The organism is Corynebacterium limaceinasi, from assembly GCF_046717465.1.
Taxonomy (GTDB): Bacteria; Actinomycetota; Actinomycetes; order Mycobacteriales; family Mycobacteriaceae; genus Corynebacterium.
The window spans coordinates 1,216,117-1,235,698 of the sequence record NZ_CP177100.1; the positions used below are offsets into that span (position 1 = coordinate 1,216,117).

Consider the following 19,582-nt stretch of genomic DNA (forward strand, 5'->3'; position numbering starts at 1 on the left):
CGCATTTTCCTATTAATGTTTACTTTTGGCTCCTACACTACTTGAGCGTGGGAACTTGGGGCACTGGACCATTCGATAATCACGCGGCGCGAGACGTACTCGATAGCCTGCGGGATGGTTCTTTTGATCTCCGGCACTTTCAGCGATCGTGCGGCACGGGGGTGCTCGATTCCGATGAAGCCGAAGCGGTCATAGCATTAGGTGCACTGACGAAGCTGCCTGCCGATGGCCTGCCAGACGGCGTAGCCCCACGGGATCTTACGTCCCTGTACACCCCGCAATCTAAGGCATGGCTGCGCCGGCGCATCAACCAAGCGATGTGCTCTGAGTCCTCGTCGGTCTACGCGCTCTGGGAACCAACGGGGGAGCTGAACCAGTGGCTGCACACCGCCCAGGCCGCGCTGCCGTGAAATGGCTAGCAGGAGCGTCCAAGCAGTAGAATAGCGGGCATGGCTTTTGCTGCTGAACATCCCCTTATTCCAAACTCTGAACACCGCGTCGTCGGCGAGGTAGAACGCACCCCCGGCAAGTTTCAGGTCGTTTCTGATTATGAACCCGCAGGTGACCAGCCTGCGGCCATCAAGGAACTTGATGAGCGCCTCAACCGTGACGAGCGCGACGTTGTGCTCATGGGCGCAACCGGTACGGGTAAGTCCGCGACGGCCGCGTGGTTGATTGAAAAGCAGCAGCGACCCACGCTCGTCATGGCGCCCAATAAGACCTTGGCCGCGCAGCTGGCCAATGAGCTGCGCCAATTATTGCCCAATAACGCGGTGGAATATTTCGTCTCCTATTACGACTACTACCAGCCAGAAGCCTATATCGCGCAGACCGATACCTATATTGAAAAAGACTCCTCCATCAATGAGGACGTCGAGCGCCTGCGCCACTCGGCCACCTCTGGATTGCTCTCGCGGCGCGATGTCGTGGTGGTCTCCTCGGTCTCGTGCATCTACGGCCTGGGTACCCCGCAATCCTATTTGGATCGCTCGGTCATTATCGCCGTCGACGAGGAGCTCGATAGGGACCGTTTCCTCCGGCTTTTGGTGGATATCCAATATGAGCGCAACGATGTGGGCTTTACCCGCGGTACCTTCCGCGTCAAGGGCGATACGGTCGATATCATTCCGGCGTACGAGGAGCGCGCGGTGCGCATTGAGTTTTTCGGCGATGATATCGACTCGCTGTACTATATCCACCCGGTAACCGGTGACGTTATCGAACAGGTCGATGAAGTGCGCATTTTCCCCGCCACGCACTACGTGGCCGGCCCAGAGCGGATGGAAAAGGCCGTGGCCGATATCAAGGAAGAGTTGGCTGAGCGCCTCGAGGATCTAGAAAACCGCGGCAAGCTCCTAGAAGCACAGCGGCTGCGCATGCGCACGGAATATGACCTAGAGATGATCGAGCAGGTGGGGTTCTGTTCCGGCATTGAGAACTACTCCCGCCACGTGGATGGCCGCCCGGCGGGGTCCGCGCCAGCCACGCTCTTGGACTATTTCCCAGAGGATTTTCTTACCATCATCGATGAGTCCCACGTGACCGTGCCACAGATAGGCGGCATGTACGAAGGCGATATGTCGCGCAAGCGAAACCTGGTGGAATTTGGCTTCCGCCTGCCATCCGCGGTGGACAACCGGCCACTGACCTTCGATGAGTTTGAAGAGCGCGTTGGTCAAACCGTCTATATGTCCGCCACCCCTGGCGATTTCGAAATGACCTCCTCCGGCGGCGAGTTTGTCGAGCAGGTCATTCGCCCGACCGGCCTGGTCGATCCTAAGGTGACGGTGAAGCCCACAAAGGGCCAGATTGATGACCTTATTGATGAGATCCGCGGCCGCATCGCCTCTCAGGAGCGCGTATTGGTCACCACCTTGACCAAGCGCATGGCAGAAGACCTGACGGATTACCTCTTGGAGCAGGGGATTAAGGTCCGCTACCTGCACTCGGATATCGATACGCTGCAGCGCGTGGAGCTGCTGCGCCAATTGCGCCAGGGCGAATTCGACGTGCTCGTGGGCATCAACCTCTTGCGCGAGGGCTTGGACTTGCCCGAGGTCTCGCTCGTGGCCATCCTCGATGCGGATAAGGAAGGCTTCTTGCGCTCGACGACGTCGCTCATCCAGACCATTGGCCGCGCCGCGCGTAACGTATCGGGCGAGGTCATCATGTACGCGGATAAAATCACCGACTCGATGCAAGAAGCCATCGATGAAACGGAGCGCCGCCGCGAGAAGCAGATTGCCTATAACAAGGAACACGGTGTGGATCCGCAGCCGCTGCGCAAGAAGATCGCGGATATCTTGGACCAGGTCTATGAGAACAATGGGGAGGAGACCGCCGAGTCGGATCCTTCAGCGGTGGTGGAAAAGCGCGACGTGTCCAGCATGGCCACCGATGAGGTTGAGGCGCTCATCAATGACCTGCAGGCACAGATGGGCGCTGCCGCGCGCGAACTGAAATTCGAGTTGGCCGGCCGGCTGCGCGATGAGATTGCGGATTTGAAGAAAGAACTGCGCGGGCTGAAGGAAGCCGGAATCTAGCGGCGTGCGCGCCGTCCTGGTAACGCTCTCCCCCTAAAAGTGCGCACTACTGCAACGATCGGCTTATTGGTCCGGCGTCCTGACTATACTGGGGGCGACTAAAAGCCGGTTCAATGTGCCGACCTAGTACTTCACCAGCAAGGAGAATCATGCTTTCGTATCACACCATCGCCGTCGGTACCGATGGCTCTGAAACTTCCCTGCGCGCCGTGCGCTCGGCGGCATCCATGGCGCGGGCATACGATGCCAAGCTCATTATCGTCTCCGCAGCCTATAACCATTCTGGGTCCATGCTCGGCGCCCCCAGCGGTGAGGGCTCCAGGCTACCGGTGGTCAGCGAAGAAATGGCCGATACCTACCTCACGAACGCGCAGCGGATTGCTGAGTCCGAAGGGGCGGAAAACATTGAGGTGGTCACCACCCCCGGTGACCCCGTCAACGCCTTAATCGAGGTCACGGAGAAATACGACGTTGAGCTCCTAGTCGTGGGCAATCGCGGCGTTAATTCCATGCGCGGGCGCGTTTTTGGCTCGGTGCCAACGGAACTTACCCATAAATCCAAGGTGGATGTCGTGGTGGTTAACACGAGTGAAAAACGTTAATCACTTTTCATTGTTAGACTTGCAGTAACGCCAAGTTGGCACACTAGAATAGTTAGGGTACACACCCACAAAGAAAGGTCATCATGAGCGACTACAGCACGATTGTTGTCGGTACTGACGGTTCCAAGTCCTCCCTCCTCGCCGTGGAGCGAGCAGCCAAGATTGCCGCTGCATTCGATGCCACGCTGATCATCGGTTGTGCTTACTACGAGAATCAAGAGCAGGCTTCGAAGACCTTGCGTCAGGATTCCGTCACTATTCTTGGTGATGAGAAAGCCGAAGCCAACCTGCAGGCAGGCAAGGAAGAAGCGGAAAAGCACGGTGTTTCCAAGGTAGAAACCGCCGTCCGCCCTGGCACGCCGGTGCAAGCCCTGATGTCCATTGTCAATGACAATGATGCAGACCTGCTCATCGTTGGTAACCGCGGCATTAATTCCCTGACCGGCCGTCTGCTCGGCTCGGTGCCAGCGGATGTGGCGCGTCAGTCCGATTGTGACGTCATGATTGTTCACACCGTCAATTAATCTAGGCTTTCGCCTGACCGGCTTTCGCCTTACCCACCGCGGCGAGTCCACCTCTGGATTCGCGCGGTGGGTTTTGTGATCCCAGCGGGCTAAAGCACGCCGGCAGTATCTCCTACAAGGGTCAGCGTTTGCGTGGCCCGGGTGATGCAGACGTACAGATTCTGCAGCCCCTGCGGGGAGGCATCGACAATCTCGCGCGGGTGAAGCACGATAACGTGGTCGAATTCGAGGCCCTTAACTGCTTCGGCGTTCGTGGAATCAATGACCGCGGTCAGGCGGCCATCGTCCTCGGTGGTAATGCCGGGGGTGAAGTCGGCATCGGCAAGCCGGCGCACCGGCTCGCCATCGCGGATGGCAATGGCCGGGGTGGCATCCGGATCGATGGAGGCCAACAGGCCATTGGCAAGCTCGGTAATGGGCTCGGGCGTGCGGTAATTGACGGTAAGGAGGTGGTGGCGGAAGCGCTGGGCGATGAACGGTTCCAGGGCCTCGCCCCAGTCATCCACGCCGGCAGGGGAGCCCGTCTGCGAGGTATCGCCAACCAACGTCATCCACCGGGACGGGCAGCGGCGGAAGAGCATCCGCCATTCCATCGGGGTAAGCTCCTGCGCCTCGTCCACGATGATATGGCCAAAGGCCCACGTGTGATCCTCCCGGGCGCGCTGCGCGGTGGTGCGCGTATCCCGCACCTCCTGGCGCTGCGCCAGGGTTTCTGCGTCGATCACGTCGTGCGCCGAAAGAATTTCCGCCTCAAACATGTCATCGTCGTTATCGGTCGATTCGGAGGAGGACAGGATATCCAGCGCACCTTCTGCATCCGCGATTTGCTCGCGCCACTCGGCGTCCTTGGCCGCCTTCTTTTCCTCCGGATTGGGCAGCCCGATGAGGACGGCCAACTCATCCAAAAGGGCAGCATCGGAATCAGTCCAGGCGTAGCCATCAGCGCGGTACAAGGCGGCCTGGGTTTCCTCGTCGTAGCCGCGGGCAGCCGAGGCAATGCGTTCGCGGGAAGACAATAACGCGGCGAGTACCTCAGAGGGATCAAGCTCGGGCCAAAAATCATCGATGCAGCCCACCACGGACTCATCAATGGCAAGATCGTCGTGGAATTGGTCCACATCCGCGCGGCTTAAGAGGTTTTCCCCGCCCAGGGGATCCGTGCCCACCTTGGTGGCCATCTCCTGGGCCAGGTCCTCTACGAAGTGCTCGATGAACGCCTCGCGCGCCTGGTTATGCGGCTTGCGTGAGCGGCGGGCGCGGGTGCGCGCCCTCTTCACCATGGACGGCGTGATGGTCAGGGTCAGGCCATCCACGGTGATGTCCCGAGGCTCATTCGGCACCTGCTGATAATCCTTGACGGCGGCGCTCAGGATTTCCGCCATGGCCGCACTGCCCTTAATCTCGCGGCCCACAAGCCCCTCGGTATGGGTGGGAGTAATGCCGGGAAATAACCCACCGATGGTGGAGAGCACGACACCGGTTTCACCGAGTTCTGGCAGCACGCGGGAAATATAGTCCAAGAAATTGGTATTGGGCCCAACGATGAGTACACCGGTGGAAGATAGCAGTTCGCGGTGGGTATAGAGCAGGTAGGCAACGCGGTGCAGCGCGACGGCAGTCTTACCGGTGCCGGGGCCGCCTTCTACGACCATGACGCCGCGGGTATTATCCCGAATGATCTCGTCCTGCTCGCGCTGGATTGTTTCCACGATGGACGTCATGTGTCCCGTGCGGGCGCGTTGCATGGCAAAGTACAGGGCGGACTCGCTCGCCACGCCCGCCTCTTCCTCTCGCACGCCTGGGCCATCTAAGGCCTCATCATTGACATCAGTGACCGTGCGGCCGGACATGCGGATCTGGCGGCGCGTGTGTACGCCTTCAGGTTGTGCGGTGGTGGCGAGGTAAAAGGGGCGGGCCATGGGCGCGCGCCAATCCAGAAGGAGGGTGCGATAGTTTTCTTCGCGCGCATCCAAACCCATGCGGCCGATATAGCGGCGGTCCAGTCCTTCTTCAGTCGGGTTATCGCCGGGAGCATCGATATCGATACGGCCAAAGACGAGCCCCATCTGCGCGACGTTGAGGCGGTCCAATTTGGCCTGCAAGCCGTGGTATTCCGTTTCGCGGCGCACTAAGGCATCGGCATCGGGGGTCGCCGGATCGACCTCGGCCTGGACCTCATTCAGGCGCGCGTTTGCCGCGGCTACCTCGTCATCTAGGCGGTCAAAAAGGCCATCGACATAGTTCTGCTCGGCTTCGATGGCTGAAATTCCAGCGTTATCCGCGCGGCTGGATGAAGATGCGTCAGCGGGAGAATGAGTGGCTGGAGAATTCTTCGGTGCAGAGTTCACAAGACTCCTCAGAATGAAACACGAAAATATGGGGTGGGCGCGCATCCGCGTGCCGTGTAGGGGAGGTTCGAGTTTAGACCTTGCCGTGACAAAGAACAACGGCCCAGCGTAGGGGCTGGGCCGTGTGCGAGGGTTAAGGCGAATTACTTAGCGCGCTTTTCAATCTTCTTGATAGCGGCTTCGATCTTCTTATTAGCCTTTTTTTGCAGCTTATCTGCGTGCTTAGAAGCCTTCTTAGCAGCGCGCTTGGAGTCTGCCTTGTCGAGCTTCGATGCGGCGTCATCGGCACGCTTTTGTGCCTTGTTCGCGGCCTTGACGGCACCCTTGCGGGCGGTCTTAGCGTTGGACTCAGCGGACTTCAGCCAGTCCTGCTTGTTGTCGCCGACGTAGGACTTGGCGCTATCCACGGAGTCCTCGATGAAGGACTTCGCGTTGTCCAAGAAGCCGCGACCGGAATCCTGCCAGTCATCCTTGTTGTCATCGACGTAGTCCTTGGCGTCATCGACATAGGACTTGGCGGTATCCAGGAGGCCGCGACCGGTGGACTGCCAGTCATCCTTGTTGTCATCCACATAGGCCTGAGCCTTCTGGGAGGTCTCATTGAACCAGTCGCCGGCCTTGTTGGACAGCTCGTTGGCGCGAGCGGAAAGCTCCTCGCGCTTTTCCTGGGACTCAGACTTGGTAGGCAGCGCCTGCTGAATCTTCTTATTGGTGCGCTCACCGGCCTTTTGTGCGCGCCAGCGCAGGGAAGGCTTGCCCTCGGTGTCCTGGGTGGTGATAAAGAGCGCGCCGAGCAGGGCGGTGTTGGTAATGAAGCCGTTGCGACGGTCTTCCTTGTCCTTCTTGTTATCTGCGGCCCAGAAGTTATTTTTGCCCACTAAGTTAGGCAGGGTAGCGGCAGCCAGCACGGCTGCGGAGGTGCGGGGTGCCTTGCCCAGAGCCAAGGTGGTACCTGCACCGATCTTTGCGCCGCCGAGGGCGCGGGTAGCTAGTTCCGGATCATTGGGAATCAGGTTCTTGTAACCGGAGGGGACGAACTTGCGCAGGGTCTTGAGGAAGCCTTCGGTTTCCTTGGTGTGCTCCGAGGCATTGCGCAGGTCGTCTACACCTTCCCATACAAATACCGATGCCAGCATGGGGCGGGCAAACTTGCGAATCATAGTCCTTTAAGCTCCTTAGCTCGTTGTTCTAGACCAATCGTGTGATTGACCATTATACGCTGAAATAGCCGCCTAGATCACCAACGGCGCTCCCACCAATCACCCAACTTGGGGCGTTCTTCCCCCAAGGTGGTGGGCTTGCCATGCCCTGGGCGGATGATGGCGTTATCCGGGAACTCCTCGAAAACACGCTTGGTGACGTCCTTATATAGCCGCACGAAGTCGCCTTCAGAGGTCGTTCGACCCAATCCACCGGGGAATACGGAATCTCCCACAAACAGGTTGGTGACCCCGTCAACGGTGGCCACGAGTGCCACGCCGCCGGGGGTATGGCCGCGCAGGATGATGATGGGCAATTTCATGCCGGCAAACTCGATGGAATCGCCCTCGCGCAGCTCAACGTCTACGTCTTCCGGAATGGCCGGCGAATCAATGAAGGAGGCGTAGTGCTTTGCGTTGGTGGCCTCCAAAACCTCGTCGAGAGCCCGCACGTGATCCCAATGGCGGTGCGTGGTAAGAACGGCGGTGATGTCAACCCCTGCCTCGCGCGCCATGTTGAGGATGGCGGGGGCGTTATCGGCGGCATCGACAAGCAAGCCTTGATCGCCGGCGGTAAGCAGGTAGCAGTTATTGTCCATTTCCGAAACGGAGATTTGGTGAAGATGTAGCTCGTTAGTCATACGTCCCAGCCTACGGGTACATTCAAGGGGAGATTAAAATCTATGATGTGGAGGCTGGAGCGCAGTGGCAGAACGATTGATTGTGCGAGGCGCACGGGAACACAATCTCAAGGGCGTGGATATCGATATTCCGCGCGATAAAATGGTGGTTTTTACTGGGCTTTCGGGCTCTGGTAAGTCCTCGCTGGCCTTCGATACCATCTTCGCGGAGGGCCAACGCCGCTACGTGGAATCGTTGAGCTCTTATGCCCGGATGTTTTTGGGCCAGATGGATAAACCCAATGTGGAATACATCGGTGGCCTGTCGCCGGCGGTGTCCATCGATCAGAAGTCTACGAACCACAACCCGCGCTCTACCGTGGGCACGATTACGGAAATTTACGATTACCTCCGCTTGCTCTTCTCGCGCGCCGGCACCCCGCACTGCCCCAAGTGCGATGCCGTCATCGAGCGCCAGACGCCGCAGCAGATCGTTGATGCCGTCCTGGAGCAGGAAGAAAAGCTGAAGTTCCAGGTGCTTGCCCCGGTGGCCCGCAAGCGCAAGGGTGAGTTTGTCGACCTCTTCCAGGACCTTTCGGCGCAGGGCTACTCCCGCGTGCGCGTGGATGGTGAGACCCACCAATTAAGCGATCCGCCGAAGCTAAAGAAGCAGGTCAAACACACCATCGAGGTGGTGGTGGACCGGCTGCAGGTCAAGGCATCGCAGAAGCAGCGCCTCACCGATTCCGTGGAAACGGCTTTGCGGCTTGCCGATGGCCTCGTCACCATCGAGTTTGTTGATAAAGAGGAACTCACGCATACCTATTCCGAGAAGGCGGCCTGCCCCAACGGCCATACCCTCACCATCGAGGAGTACGAGCCACGCGCGTTTTCCTTTAACGCGCCCTTTGGCTCCTGCCCGGTCTGCGATGGCTTGGGCACGAAGCTCGAAGTGGATGTAGACCTGCTCATCCCGGATCCGGATGCCCCGGCTGTCGATGCCGTGCAGCCGTGGCATTCCAGCCCGAATTCCCGGTACTTCGTCAAACTCGTGGAAGGTTTGGGCAAGGCCCTGGGCTTTGACCCGCAGACCCCTGTCAGCGAGCTGACCAAGGAGCAGCGCGATGCGTTGATTTATGGCACCGAAACCGAGGTGCGGGTGCGCTATAAGAACCGCTATGGCCGCCAGCGCAATTGGACCGCGCCCTTTGAGGGTGCCGTCGGATTCCTGCACCGCAAATTGGATACCACGGATTCGCAGTCCCAAAAGGATCGGCTGCTGCAATACACCCGCCGGGTGCCGTGTAGCACGTGTAAGGGAACGCGCCTGAAGCCGGAAATCCTCGCCGTGCGCCTGGCGTCGACCACGCATGGCGAACAGTCCATCGCGGGGCTTAGCGCCCTGTCCATCGAGGATGCCTCGGAGTTTTTGGATTCGCTGGTCTTGGGTCACCGCGAGGAAATCATCGCTGGGGCGGTGTTGAAGGAGACCCAAGCCCGCCTGCGCTTCTTATTGGACGTGGGCCTTAACTACCTCACCCTGGACCGCGGCGCCTCGACCCTGTCTGGCGGGGAGGCCCAGCGCATCCGCCTGGCCACGCAGATTGGATCCGGGCTTGCCGGTGTGCTCTACGTGTTGGACGAGCCGTCCATCGGTTTGCACCAGCGCGATAATCACCGCCTGATTTCGACCTTGCAGCGTCTGCGCGATATCGGCAATACGCTCATCGTGGTCGAACACGATGAAGACACCATTCGCTCGTCCGATTGGCTCGTGGATGTGGGCCCGCGCGCCGGCGAATACGGCGGCGAAGTGGTCTACCAAGGCGAGCCCGCCGGCGTGGAGAAGGTAAAGGAGTCTCTAACGGGGCAGTACCTATCCGGTTCCAAGGTCCTGGCCGTTCCGGATCACCGCCGCGAGATCGATAAGGACCGCACCCTGAAGGTGGTTGGTGCCCGGGAAAATAACCTCAAGGGAATCAACGTTGAGATTCCGCTCGGCGTTCTGGTGTGCATTACCGGCGTATCCGGCTCCGGCAAGTCCACCGTGGTCAATGAAATCCTCGCCAAGACCTTGGCCAATAACTTGAACCGCGCCCGGCAGGTTCCTGGGCGCGCCAAGCGCGTGGAGGGCATTGAGCACCTGGATAAATTGGTGCAGGTGGATCAGAGCCCGATTGGCCGCACCCCGCGTTCCAACCCGGCGACCTACACCGGCGTCTTTGATAAGATTCGCAACCTTTTTGCGGAGACCCAAGAAGCAAAGGTGCGCGGTTACAAGGCCGGCCGCTTTTCCTTCAACGTCAAAGGCGGGCGCTGCGAGGCTTGCCAGGGCGATGGCACCATCAAGATTGAGATGAACTTCTTGCCGGATGTTTATGTCCCGTGTGAGGTCTGCGAGGGCGCGCGCTATAACCGCGAGACCCTGGAGGTCCACTACAAGGGCAAAAACATCGCGGAAGTGCTGGACATGCCGATTTCTGAAGCCGCGGACTTTTTCGAGCCCATTACCTCCATCCACCGCTACTTGGCCACGCTTGTCGATGTCGGCCTGGGCTACGTCCGCCTCGGCCAAGCCGCCACCACGTTGTCCGGCGGTGAGGCTCAGCGCGTGAAGCTCGCCTCGGAGCTGCAAAAGCGCACCAATGGCCGCACCATCTATATCTTGGATGAGCCGACGACCGGTCTGCACTTTGAGGATATTCGCCGGTTGATGCTGGTGATTCAAGGCTTGGTAGATAAGGGCAATTCCGTGCTCATCATTGAGCACAACCTCGATGTCATCAAGGCAGCGGACTGGATTGTGGATATGGGCCCTGAAGGCGGTGCCGGCGGCGGCACCGTGGTTGCGCAGGGTACGCCGGAAAAGGTTGCACAAGTGGAAGGCTCCTATACCGGCGGCTACCTCAAGGAACTGCTTCCTTAAAAACTAAAGTCGATAGTTTCTGTGAAAAATTGTCCCCTTTCTAAAAGATGGGCTAGTCTGTGAGGAATGAATCTGCGGCGGAGAATGGGAGCGATACTGGCGACGGTATCGCTTGCTGCCGTGGCGGCGTGCTCGTCGCCGGAACAGGCGCCGGATACGGCGGGGGAAGGGGCATCGGCAAGCGCTAGCGATAATGCCGATGCCGCAATCGCCAAAGATCTAGACCGCGCCATTGCGGCAGTGTCCAAGGACTATGACGCTAAGGTCGGCGTGGCCATCTCCGTCGGCGAAGAAAAAATTTCTGCGGGCGACAAAGGCGAAGGCCCAGCATGGTCCACCATCAAAGTGCCCATCGCGATTACGGCCCTGCAGGACGGCGCCGATCCATCCTTGGTGGATTTGGCCATCAAGGAATCCGATAATGATGCCGCCTACGCATTGTGGTCGCAAGTGCAGTGGGAAGAAGGTGTGGCCTCGGAGGCGGTGGAAAAGCTCTTGCGCGAGCACGGCTCGAATGCCTCCATTGAGGACGATGCTTTTGGGTACTCCATCTGGCCATTGCAGGAGCAAGCAAATTTCGGGGCGCAATTGCCCTGCATCAAAGAAGCCGAATATGTCCATGAGGTATTAAATGACATCGTGGAATGGCAAAACGTTGGCCTCTCCAAACACACAAGCACCCGGGCAAAAAGCGGGTGGGGGCTCGATGAAAATAGCGATGACTACACCTTCCGGCAATTCGGTGTCCATGAAAAGGACGGTAAAAGGGTAGGCGTGGCCTTGAGCGTCATCGTCGAGGGCGAGGATTATGAAAATGGCTCCGCCGCGATCGATGACCTTGCCGATGATGTCCTCAAGTCCATTGATAAAGCCATTGCGGATGAAAAACTAGAGCCCGATTCCACCTGCGAGGATGCCTAGTATTCTGCGGTTTGCCTTAAATGGTAGCGGCTGCTAGTGTCGTATCCACTACCGCCCAAGGTACCTTTTCTAGGAACCTGGGTCACAAGCGGAGATTCTCCCACCCGATGCCGCGAACTTCAGGTTCGTTGGATAACGGTAAAGGTAACCAGACATTTACGTCTGGCTCTGTGAGATCTCCCGGCTGCCTTTGGCAGACCGGGTTAGATTCGTTTGTGGTCCACGGTAGGTGAACTCATTACCCAAAACCCCTAATCGAGGAGAACCACAATCAGCGCTGAAGCTCGCATTAATGAGCGTATCCGAGTACCCGAGGTCCGTCTTGTCGGCCCCGGTGGTGAACAGGTGGGTATCGTCCGCACCGATGATGCCCGCAAGCTTGCCTATGAAGCTGACCTGGATTTGGTCGAGGTTGCTCCAAAGGCTAAGCCCCCAGTTGCCAAAATCATGGACTACGGCAAGTTCAAGTATGAGCAGGCCCAAAAGGCTCGCGAATCTCGTAAGAACCAGCAGCAGACCGTGGTGAAGGAACAGAAGTTCCGTCCGAAGATCGACGATCACGATTATGAGACCAAGAAGAGTAACGTAGTTCGCTTCCTGGAAAAGGGATCCAAGGTTAAGGTGACCATCATGTTCCGCGGCCGCGAGCAATCGCGACCGGAGCTAGGTTTCCGGCTTTTGGAGCGGTTGGCCGATGACGTCGCTGAGGTTGGCGTAGTTGAGTCCCGCCCCAAGCAGGATGGTCGCAACATGACCATGGTTTTGGGTCCGGTTCGTAAGGGCAAAAAGTAAACCATATTCCACGTAGGATTTAAGGACTTATACTCATGAAGCAGAAGACCCACAAGGGCACCGCAAAGCGCATCAAGGTGACCGGTTCCGGCAAGCTGCGCCGCGAGCAGGCAAACCGCCGCCACTTGCTGGAGGGCAAGCCTTCCAAGCGTACCCGTCGCCTCAAGGGCACCGAGTCCGTCTCCCAGCCAGACACCAAGCGCGTCAAGCGCCTGCTCGGTCGCGCTTAATAGCGCCCAATCAACCCACATCCACCATCTCAACCAGAATTTAAGGAAGTATTACTGTGGCACGAGTAAAGCGCTCAGTTAACGCAAAGAAGAAGCGTCGCGCGATCCTGAAGTCCGCCAAGGGTTACCGCGGTCAGCGTTCCCGCCTGTACCGTAAGGCTAAGGAGCAGTGGCTGCACTCTATGACTTACGCTTACCGCGACCGCCGCGCGCGTAAGTCCGAGTTCCGCAAGCTGTGGATCCAGCGCATCAACGCTGCTGCCCGCATGAATGACATCACCTACAACCGCCTCATCCACGGGCTGCGCTTGGCCGAGATCGAGGTAGACCGCAAGATCCTCGCCGAGCTTGCCGTCAACGACTTCGAGGCTTTCTCCGCACTGTGCGAGACCGCTAAGGCCGCCCTGCCTGAGGACGTCAACGCACCAAAGGCTGCGTAAGCCTTTCCAGCTACATAGCTGCTCGCCCACTCCACGCCGCTCGACGCGGTGAGGGGTGGGTTTTGTTCTATCTCACTGTCTCAAGCCTGCTAATAATCTGTTCGCTGTATGTGCTAAATTGATGAGTCGATAAAACCAGCATTTGCAAGAAGACCGGCGCGGCATGACGAGCCCATATAACTGCGAGCAACCAGAAGGCAACCCTGGTTCTAGTCAATTTTCCGGCCAGGATCGGCCGTATTACTCCCAGGAATTCCACTCTGGTGGCTATCCGCAGCAGGGCTATCCTCAGCAACAATATGCGGCGACTGGTAACCAAAAGTCCTGGGTAGCTGCGTTGCTTCTGTGCTTCTTCTTGGGCAGTGTTGGAGCGCATAACTTCTACACTGGCCGTACAACTTATGCCATCGTGCAGTTGTCGCTGAATATCCTCGGCTGGTTTACCTTCTGGTTCCTGTTGGGCTTCCTTTTCTGGACCGTTCTAGGAATCTGGGTGTTTATTGAGTTCTTCATGATTCTCCTTGGCGTGGGCGATTACGACAAAGACGCACGCGGAGTTCCGCTAAAGAAATAATACTTTTCCCATGGCCTGCCGGATTTCTGGCAGGGCTTTGTTATACCTAAGGTTCGGAACGTGCGCAAACGTGCCCAAGGTAGGGTAGGGCCTATGAATTTAGACTTTGACTCGGCCTTTACTGAACGCACTCCGCGCATCGTCAACGCGGCGAAATTGCACCGGGCTGCTAGCCGTAAGAAGGCGAAACAGTTCATCATCGAGGGCGAAAATGCTGTCGACGCCGCAGTATCCACGGGGGCGGCGACGGATGTATTCGTGACGGAAAAGGCTGCAGAGCGCTTCGCGGACATCGTTACGGCTTGCGGGTATATGGACGTTTATGTTCACCCCATTACAGATAAGGCCGCGAAGCACTTGGCCGATACCGCGACGACGACGGGAATTTTTGCCTTGTGCAGTTCTTCCGTCTTGTGGTCTGCGGGAAAGATTCTTAATGGGAAGCCGAAGTTGATTTCGGTGCCGGTGCTTACCTCTGAGCCCGGAAACGCGGGTACGTTGATTAGGACTTCGGATGCGATGGGCGCCGATGGCGTGATCTTTGCAGGCGAGACCGTGGATCCCTTAGGCAGCAAGGTTGTCCGCGCTTCAGCCGGCTCCTTATTCCACGTCCCTGTCGCGCGCGATCCAAATATCAAGGACGTATTGGGTCAGCTGCGCAAGTCTGGCATGCAAATCGTTGCCACAGCCGCGGATGGGGAAGTAGAGCTTGCTGATGCCGACCTCTCCCAACCCACCGCCTGGCTCTTCGGCAATGAGGCTCACGGGCTGGGCGAGCTGCTTGAAGAGGCCGATATGCGGGTACGCATCCCACTGCGGGGGAGCGCGGAGTCACTCAACCTTGCCACCGCGGCCAGCATCTGCTTGTACGAATCCGCCAAGGCGCAGGACCAGAACTAGGCCGCAATCGCGTTGCTCCGCGGTAGCGAATGAAAAGGGGGTCCCTGGGGCTGTCCGTGTCCTAGTGACAGAGTAAGATTGCACGCGTTAGTTTTCGCGCGAGAAGAAGGTACGAAGTACGTGTCCGATACACCGCAGATCGAATTGACCGAACAGGCCCTCGGGGCCGCGGCCGATAAGGCTATCGCAGCCTTCGAAGCAGCAGAGACCCTAGAGGATCTCGCCGCTGCCCGCCGCGAGCACTTAGGCGATAACGGGTATATCCCGCAAGCCCGCCAATCCCTCGGCCAAATACCTAAGGATCAACGCAAAGCCGCCGGTAAGGCCGTCAACATGGCCCGCGGCAAGATGGAAAAGCGGTTTGCGCAGGTCAAGGAGGAATTGGAGCAGCAGGCCCGCGAGGCCCAGCTCAAGGCCGAAACCGTCGATGTGACCATTCCTACGACCCGAGCGCAAACGGGTGCGCTGCACCCCATTACGTCCTTATCGGAGCGCATTGCCGATATTTTCGTTGGCATGGGATGGGAAATCGCCGATGGCCCAGAGATTGAGGCCGAGTACTTTAACTTCGATGCCCTGAACTTTAAGCCGGATCACCCAGCGCGCACCCTGCAGGATACGTTCCACGTGGGCAAGGAAGGCTCCAAGCAGGTCCTGCGCACGCACACCTCGCCTGTGCAGGTGCGCACGATGCTCGAGCGCGATGTGCCCTTGTACATCGCCTGCCCAGGGCGCGTTTTCCGTACGGACGAACTGGACGCCACCCACACCCCGGTCTTCCACCAGATGGAGGGCCTTGCCGTGGATAAGGGACTTACCATGGCTCACCTGCGCGGAACGCTCGAGCACCTAGCCAAGGTGCTCTTCGGTTCCGAAACCACGACGCGCATGCGCGTGAATTACTTCCCGTTCACGGAGCCTTCCGCCGAGGTGGACGTCTGGTTCCCCAATAAAAAGGGCGGCGCCGGCTGGATTGAATGGGGCGGTTGCGGAATGGTCAACCCCAACGTGCTGCGCGCGGTAGGCGTTGACCCGGAAGAGTACACGGGCTTCGCGTTCGGCATGGGCCTTGAGCGCACCCTGCAATTCCGCAATGGACTAACCGATATGCGCGACATGGTTGAAGGCGATGTCCGCTTCACCCTGCCCTTTGGCGTACAGGCTTAAAACCCAGAAAGGATAGATACATCATGCTTATTTCCCAAGACTGGGTTACCCGTATCCTTGGCGCCTCCAATCCGAATTGGAGCGTGTCCGCTGCAGATATGGACTCCGGTTTCGTCCGCGTGGGCTTTGAAACCGAAGGATATGAGCCGATCCCCGAGACTACTGGCCCATTGGTTATTGGCCAGGTCGTAGAAATCGAAGAGCTCACGCAGTTCAAAAAGCCCATCCGGTACTGCCAGGTCAACGTTGGCCAGGCAAATGGCACCGGTGAATTGCAGGGCATTATCTGCGGTGCGCGTAACTTCCGCTTGCACGATTACGTCGTAGTCTCCCTGCCCGGCGCAGAGCTGCCTGGTGGGTTCAAAATCGCGGCGCGCGAAACCTACGATCACATCTCCAATGGCATGATGTGCTCCGCTGCTGAGCTGGGCCTTGGCACGCAGGCAAACGGCATCATCGTCCTGGGTGAGGAAGTCGCGGATATGGTTGGCGAAGATGCTCGCCCAGCTATCGGCCTGTCCGATACCGACTTTGACGTCAACATCACCCCAGACCGCGGATACGCGCTATCCGCCCGTGGTCTCAGCCGCGAAATCGCCTCTTCCTTCGATCTGCAGTTTAAGGACGTCGCCGATGATCCAGCGGTGGCCGGAATCGATACCTCTGCGGTGCCAGAGGCAGAAGGCTCGCTTATCAACATCGATCTACGCGAGGAGACAAAGGCGCAGCGATTTGGCGTGCGCAAGGTAAGCGGCATCGATCCGCAGGCGCGCACGCCATTTTGGATGGAGCGCGAACTCATGCTGTGCGGCCAACGCAGCGTCAATGTGGCAACGGACGTGACCAACTACGTCATGTTGCTTTTGGGCACCCCGATGCATGCCTTTGATGCCAATGAAATCGCGGGCGATCTCACGGTGCGCAATGCACAAGAGGGCGAGAAGTTTGAGACCCTCGATCACGTCACGCGCGAGCTCTCTGGTGAAGACGTGGTCATCTGTGATGACAACGGCATCCAATCGTTAGCCGGTGTTATGGGCGGCACGCACTCAGAGATTTCTGATCAGACCACGGATGTCTACTTCGAATCCGCTATCTGGGATCCCATTACCGTGGCCCGTACCTCTCGCCGCCACAAGCTGTCCTCTGAGGCATCCCGCCGATTTGAGCGCGGCGTCGATCCTGCCCTCGTTGAGGTGGCCCTTGATATTGCGTGCGCGCTATTGCACTCCATTGCGGGCGGAACGGTCGAAAAGGGGCGTACCCTCGTCGGAGAGATAGCCGAGCCCCAAGCCATTCGCTTGCGTGCCGAAAAACCGAGCGAATACGCCGGCGTCGAATACTCCCGCGAGACCGTTATCTCCCGCCTTAAAGAGGTGGGCTGCACGGTCGAGGAAGGATCGGATTCGGTTCTGCAGGTTACGCCCGCGACGTGGCGTACCGATATTTCCATGGACGTTGACCTCATTGAGGAGGTCCTGCGCCTGGAAGGCCTAGAGGATATCCCCACCGTTCTGCCCACGCCGGCTGGCGGTCGCGGTTTGACCCCAACGCAAAAGCGCCGCCGCGCCATTGGCCACGGTTTGGCTTATGCGGGCTATGCAGAGGTTTTGCCCACGCCGTTTATCGCAAACGACACCTTTGATTTGTGGGGCCTTGCGGCTGACGATGCTCGCCGCAATACCGTCGCCGTGCAGAACCCCTTGGAATCTGACAAGGCCATCTTGGCCACGACCTTGCTCCCCGCAACGCTTGAGGCTTTGGGTCGCAACGTAGCTCGCGGACGCAAGGATCTAGCCCTCTATGGCCTGCAGCAAGTAGCCTTCAAGCGCGCAGAATCTTCGCCCATGCCGTCTGTTGCGCAGCGTCCTGGCGATGAAGTGGTAGAAGAACTCCTGCGCACGCTTCCTGAACAGCCCTTGCACGTGGCAACCGTTGCAACCGGCAAGATGGAGCACGAGGGGCCGTGGGGCGAAGGCCGCGATTACACTTACGCGGACGCGATTGAATCCGCGCGTTTGGTGGCCCGCGCCGCTGGCCTGGATATCGAGGTCGAAGCCGCGGACCACCTGCCGTGGCACCCAGGCCGGTGCGCCGCCATCAAGGTGGCAGGAGCCGATGACATCGTGGGCTATGCCGGCGAATTGCACCCGCAGGTGCTTGAGGCCCTCAACCTGCCACCGCGCACGTGCGCGATGGAGCTTGATATCACCGCGCTGCCGCGGACCGAGCGCTTCCCAGCGCCGGTACTGTCGGCATTCCCAGCCTTGCACCAGGACATCGCGTTGGTAGTGGATGAGGATATCCCAGCGGAAAAGGTGCGCGCCACGGTGGAAGAGGGTGCGGGAGACCTCATCGAGTCGGTCGACTTGTTTGATATCTTCCGCGGTGAGCAATTGGGTGAGGGCAAGAAGTCCTTGGCCTTCCAGCTGCAATTCCGCGCTGCGGACCGTACCTTGACCGATGAGGAAGTCAACGAGCACCGCACGACGGCCGCCGAATTGGCCAAGCAGCGATTCGGCGCAGAAATGCGAGCATAGGACGGGCCAGAAGCCCAGCCTTTTGCATTAAACGGCGAAGAACCAGACTTTGGTGGAACATAAACCACTCGGGTCTTGGGTCTTCGCCGTTTTGCGTTTTCATGCAACATGTTAATTATTTTCATGCCGCCTGAACTGGGGAAAGTAACCCAATTCACTGAATAACATACAGCGGAACGTATTTCTTGCTATAGTTCCTCGTATGACGATTTCAGTCGCAGTGGCAGGGGCCACAGGATACGCCGGCGGTGAGACACTGCGCCTGCTGCTATCCCACCCTGCCTATCACTCCGGTGACCTGCGCATCGGTTCCTTGACGGGAAATTCCCAAGTGGGCCAGCGCGTCGCAGAAATCATGCCGCATCTGCCGCAGCTGGCAGATCGCGTCATTGCTGACACCACGCCCGAAGAGTTAGCCGGACACGACGTCGTCTTCTTGGGCTTGCCGCACGGGCACTCGGCGCGGCTCGCGGAGCAATTAGGCGATGAGGTCACCATCATCGATTGCGCCGCCGACTTTCGGCTGCGCGAGGAGAGCGATTGGGCAGCCTACTACGGCGGGGACTATGCGGGGCAGTGGCCGTACGGTATCCCGGAAATCCCGGGCAATAGGTCGAACCTTAAAGGTACAAACCGGGTCGCCGTGCCTGGTTGTTTCCCCACGGCCATTACCTTGGGGGCGTTGCCCGCCATTGCCCGCGAGCTCGTGGAGCCCGCCCTGTCCGTCATCGCTATTACCGGCGTCTCCGGAGCGGGAAAGAAGGCATCCGTCGCGCAATTGGGCGCGGAGACCATGGGAAACGTCAAGGCCTATAAACCAGGCGGCACCCACCGCCATACCCCGGAAATCGTACAAAACCTGCAACCATTTTCTCGCGACCAGGTATCCGTGAGTTTCACCCCGGTGCTCGCACCCATGCCCCGAGGGATTCTGGCGACGATTACGGCGGAGCTGAAAGGGGGCATCGGCAAGCAGCAGGTGCGCACCGCCTTCGAAGAATTTTATGCAGATGAGCCTTTCTGCCTCGTGCTGCCAGAAGGCCAACAACCGGAAACCCAGAACGTGGTGGGCACGAACATGGTGCATATCCAAGCCCATGTCGATGACAATTCCCACCGCCTCATCATCACCGCGGCGCTCGACAATTTATGCAAGGGTACTGCCGGTGCCGCCGTGCAATGCATGAACCTTGCGCTGGGATGGACAGAAACTTTGGGATTGCCCCAAGCCGCAGTCGCCCCGTAGGGCTGCGCAC

17 protein-coding genes are annotated in these 19,582 nt (G+C 58.7%); 14 read left to right on the forward strand and 3 right to left on the reverse strand.

Features of this window, described 5'->3' with window-relative positions:
* Positions 1-47 precede the first annotated feature (47 nt).
* The 4 genes from ACLI1Q_RS05990 (at position 48) to ACLI1Q_RS06005 (ending at position 3,669) form a co-directional block, all read left to right on the forward strand.
* Complete coding sequence (locus tag ACLI1Q_RS05990; RefSeq protein WP_239275779.1) at positions 48-410, forward strand: DUF4259 domain-containing protein; 363 nt, start codon at positions 48-50, stop codon at positions 408-410.
* A 39-nt stretch (positions 411-449) separates the two neighbouring features.
* On the forward strand, positions 450-2,543 hold the full coding sequence (gene uvrB / locus ACLI1Q_RS05995; protein ID WP_239269872.1) for an excinuclease ABC subunit UvrB: 2,094 nt from the start codon (positions 450-452) through the stop codon (positions 2,541-2,543).
* 149 nt (positions 2,544-2,692) lie between these two features.
* Complete coding sequence (locus ACLI1Q_RS06000) at positions 2,693-3,145, forward strand: universal stress protein (RefSeq protein ID WP_239269871.1); 453 nt, start codon at positions 2,693-2,695, stop codon at positions 3,143-3,145.
* 83 nt (positions 3,146-3,228) lie between these two features.
* Complete coding sequence (locus ACLI1Q_RS06005) at positions 3,229-3,669, forward strand: universal stress protein (protein ID WP_005282685.1); 441 nt, start codon at positions 3,229-3,231, stop codon at positions 3,667-3,669.
* Positions 3,670-3,758: 89 nt separating this feature from the next.
* Here ACLI1Q_RS06005 and ACLI1Q_RS06010 read toward each other — a convergent pair whose 3' ends face one another.
* The 3 genes from ACLI1Q_RS06010 to ACLI1Q_RS06020 form a co-directional block, all read right to left on the reverse strand.
* Positions 3,759-6,017: a HelD family protein gene (locus tag ACLI1Q_RS06010; RefSeq protein ID WP_239269870.1), complete on the reverse strand. Its 2,259-nt coding sequence runs from the start codon at positions 6,015-6,017 to the stop codon at positions 3,759-3,761.
* Between the two features lie 143 nt (positions 6,018-6,160).
* On the reverse strand, positions 6,161-7,177 hold the full coding sequence (locus tag ACLI1Q_RS06015) for a DoxX family protein (protein ID WP_239269869.1): 1,017 nt from the start codon (positions 7,175-7,177) through the stop codon (positions 6,161-6,163).
* Between the two features lie 77 nt (positions 7,178-7,254).
* On the reverse strand, positions 7,255-7,857 hold the full coding sequence (locus ACLI1Q_RS06020) for an MBL fold metallo-hydrolase (protein ID WP_239269868.1): 603 nt from the start codon (positions 7,855-7,857) through the stop codon (positions 7,255-7,257).
* Between the two features lie 64 nt (positions 7,858-7,921).
* Here ACLI1Q_RS06020 and uvrA point away from each other — a divergent pair, with 64 nt between their 5' ends.
* The 10 genes from uvrA to argC all read left to right on the forward strand — a co-directional run bounded on the left by uvrA (position 7,922) and on the right by argC (position 19,572).
* The gene (uvrA, locus tag ACLI1Q_RS06025; RefSeq protein ID WP_239269867.1) at positions 7,922-10,762 is read left to right on the forward strand and encodes an excinuclease ABC subunit UvrA; all 2,841 of its coding nucleotides are present in this window, start codon (positions 7,922-7,924) and stop codon (positions 10,760-10,762) included.
* 84 nt (positions 10,763-10,846) lie between these two features.
* Entirely contained in the window at positions 10,847-11,683 is an 837-nt protein-coding gene (locus ACLI1Q_RS06030; protein ID WP_239269866.1) for a hypothetical protein, read from the forward strand.
* A 270-nt stretch (positions 11,684-11,953) separates the two neighbouring features.
* On the forward strand, positions 11,954-12,475 hold the full coding sequence (gene infC, locus ACLI1Q_RS06035; protein ID WP_081443661.1) for a translation initiation factor IF-3: 522 nt from the start codon (positions 11,954-11,956) through the stop codon (positions 12,473-12,475).
* Positions 12,476-12,510: 35 nt separating this feature from the next.
* Positions 12,511-12,705: a 50S ribosomal protein L35 gene (gene rpmI, locus ACLI1Q_RS06040; RefSeq protein ID WP_239269865.1), complete on the forward strand. Its 195-nt coding sequence runs from the start codon at positions 12,511-12,513 to the stop codon at positions 12,703-12,705.
* 56 nt (positions 12,706-12,761) lie between these two features.
* On the forward strand, positions 12,762-13,145 hold the full coding sequence (gene rplT / locus ACLI1Q_RS06045; RefSeq protein ID WP_023017886.1) for a 50S ribosomal protein L20: 384 nt from the start codon (positions 12,762-12,764) through the stop codon (positions 13,143-13,145).
* A 163-nt stretch (positions 13,146-13,308) separates the two neighbouring features.
* The gene (locus ACLI1Q_RS06050; protein WP_239275777.1) at positions 13,309-13,719 is read left to right on the forward strand and encodes a TM2 domain-containing protein; all 411 of its coding nucleotides are present in this window, start codon (positions 13,309-13,311) and stop codon (positions 13,717-13,719) included.
* Positions 13,720-13,812: 93 nt separating this feature from the next.
* Positions 13,813-14,619, forward strand: coding sequence for a TrmH family RNA methyltransferase (locus ACLI1Q_RS06055; RefSeq protein ID WP_239269863.1), 807 nt, complete (start codon positions 13,813-13,815; stop codon positions 14,617-14,619).
* Positions 14,620-14,739: 120 nt separating this feature from the next.
* The gene (gene pheS, locus ACLI1Q_RS06060; protein ID WP_239269862.1) at positions 14,740-15,786 is read left to right on the forward strand and encodes a phenylalanine--tRNA ligase subunit alpha; all 1,047 of its coding nucleotides are present in this window, start codon (positions 14,740-14,742) and stop codon (positions 15,784-15,786) included.
* A gap of 23 nt (positions 15,787-15,809) precedes the next feature.
* The gene (gene pheT, locus ACLI1Q_RS06065; RefSeq protein WP_411697141.1) at positions 15,810-18,326 is read left to right on the forward strand and encodes a phenylalanine--tRNA ligase subunit beta; all 2,517 of its coding nucleotides are present in this window, start codon (positions 15,810-15,812) and stop codon (positions 18,324-18,326) included.
* Positions 18,327-18,528: 202 nt separating this feature from the next.
* Positions 18,529-19,572 (forward strand): N-acetyl-gamma-glutamyl-phosphate reductase, encoded by a 1,044-nt coding sequence (argC, locus tag ACLI1Q_RS06070; protein WP_284772196.1) that lies wholly within the window; start codon positions 18,529-18,531, stop codon positions 19,570-19,572.
* Positions 19,573-19,582: the final 10 nt, after the last annotated feature.

Excerpts from the sequence above, each read along its gene's own strand:
- uvrB (WP_239269872.1), top strand. The coding sequence starts at position 450 with ATGGCTTTTGCTGCTGAACATCCCCTTATTCCAAACTCTGAACACCGC.
- ACLI1Q_RS06000 (WP_239269871.1), top strand. The coding sequence starts at position 2,693 with ATGCTTTCGTATCACACCATCGCCGTCGGTACCGATGGCTCTGAAACT.
- ACLI1Q_RS06005 (WP_005282685.1), top strand. The coding sequence starts at position 3,229 with ATGAGCGACTACAGCACGATTGTTGTCGGTACTGACGGTTCCAAGTCC.
- ACLI1Q_RS06015 (WP_239269869.1), bottom strand. The coding sequence starts at position 7,177 with ATGATTCGCAAGTTTGCCCGCCCCATGCTGGCATCGGTATTTGTATGG.
- ACLI1Q_RS06020 (WP_239269868.1), bottom strand. The coding sequence starts at position 7,857 with ATGACTAACGAGCTACATCTTCACCAAATCTCCGTTTCGGAAATGGAC.
- ACLI1Q_RS06030 (WP_239269866.1), top strand. The coding sequence starts at position 10,847 with ATGGGAGCGATACTGGCGACGGTATCGCTTGCTGCCGTGGCGGCGTGC.
- rpmI (WP_239269865.1), top strand. The coding sequence starts at position 12,511 with ATGAAGCAGAAGACCCACAAGGGCACCGCAAAGCGCATCAAGGTGACC.
- ACLI1Q_RS06050 (WP_239275777.1), top strand. The coding sequence starts at position 13,309 with ATGACGAGCCCATATAACTGCGAGCAACCAGAAGGCAACCCTGGTTCT.
- ACLI1Q_RS06055 (WP_239269863.1), top strand. The coding sequence starts at position 13,813 with ATGAATTTAGACTTTGACTCGGCCTTTACTGAACGCACTCCGCGCATC.
- pheT (WP_411697141.1), top strand. The coding sequence starts at position 15,810 with ATGCTTATTTCCCAAGACTGGGTTACCCGTATCCTTGGCGCCTCCAAT.
- argC (WP_284772196.1), top strand. The coding sequence starts at position 18,529 with ATGACGATTTCAGTCGCAGTGGCAGGGGCCACAGGATACGCCGGCGGT.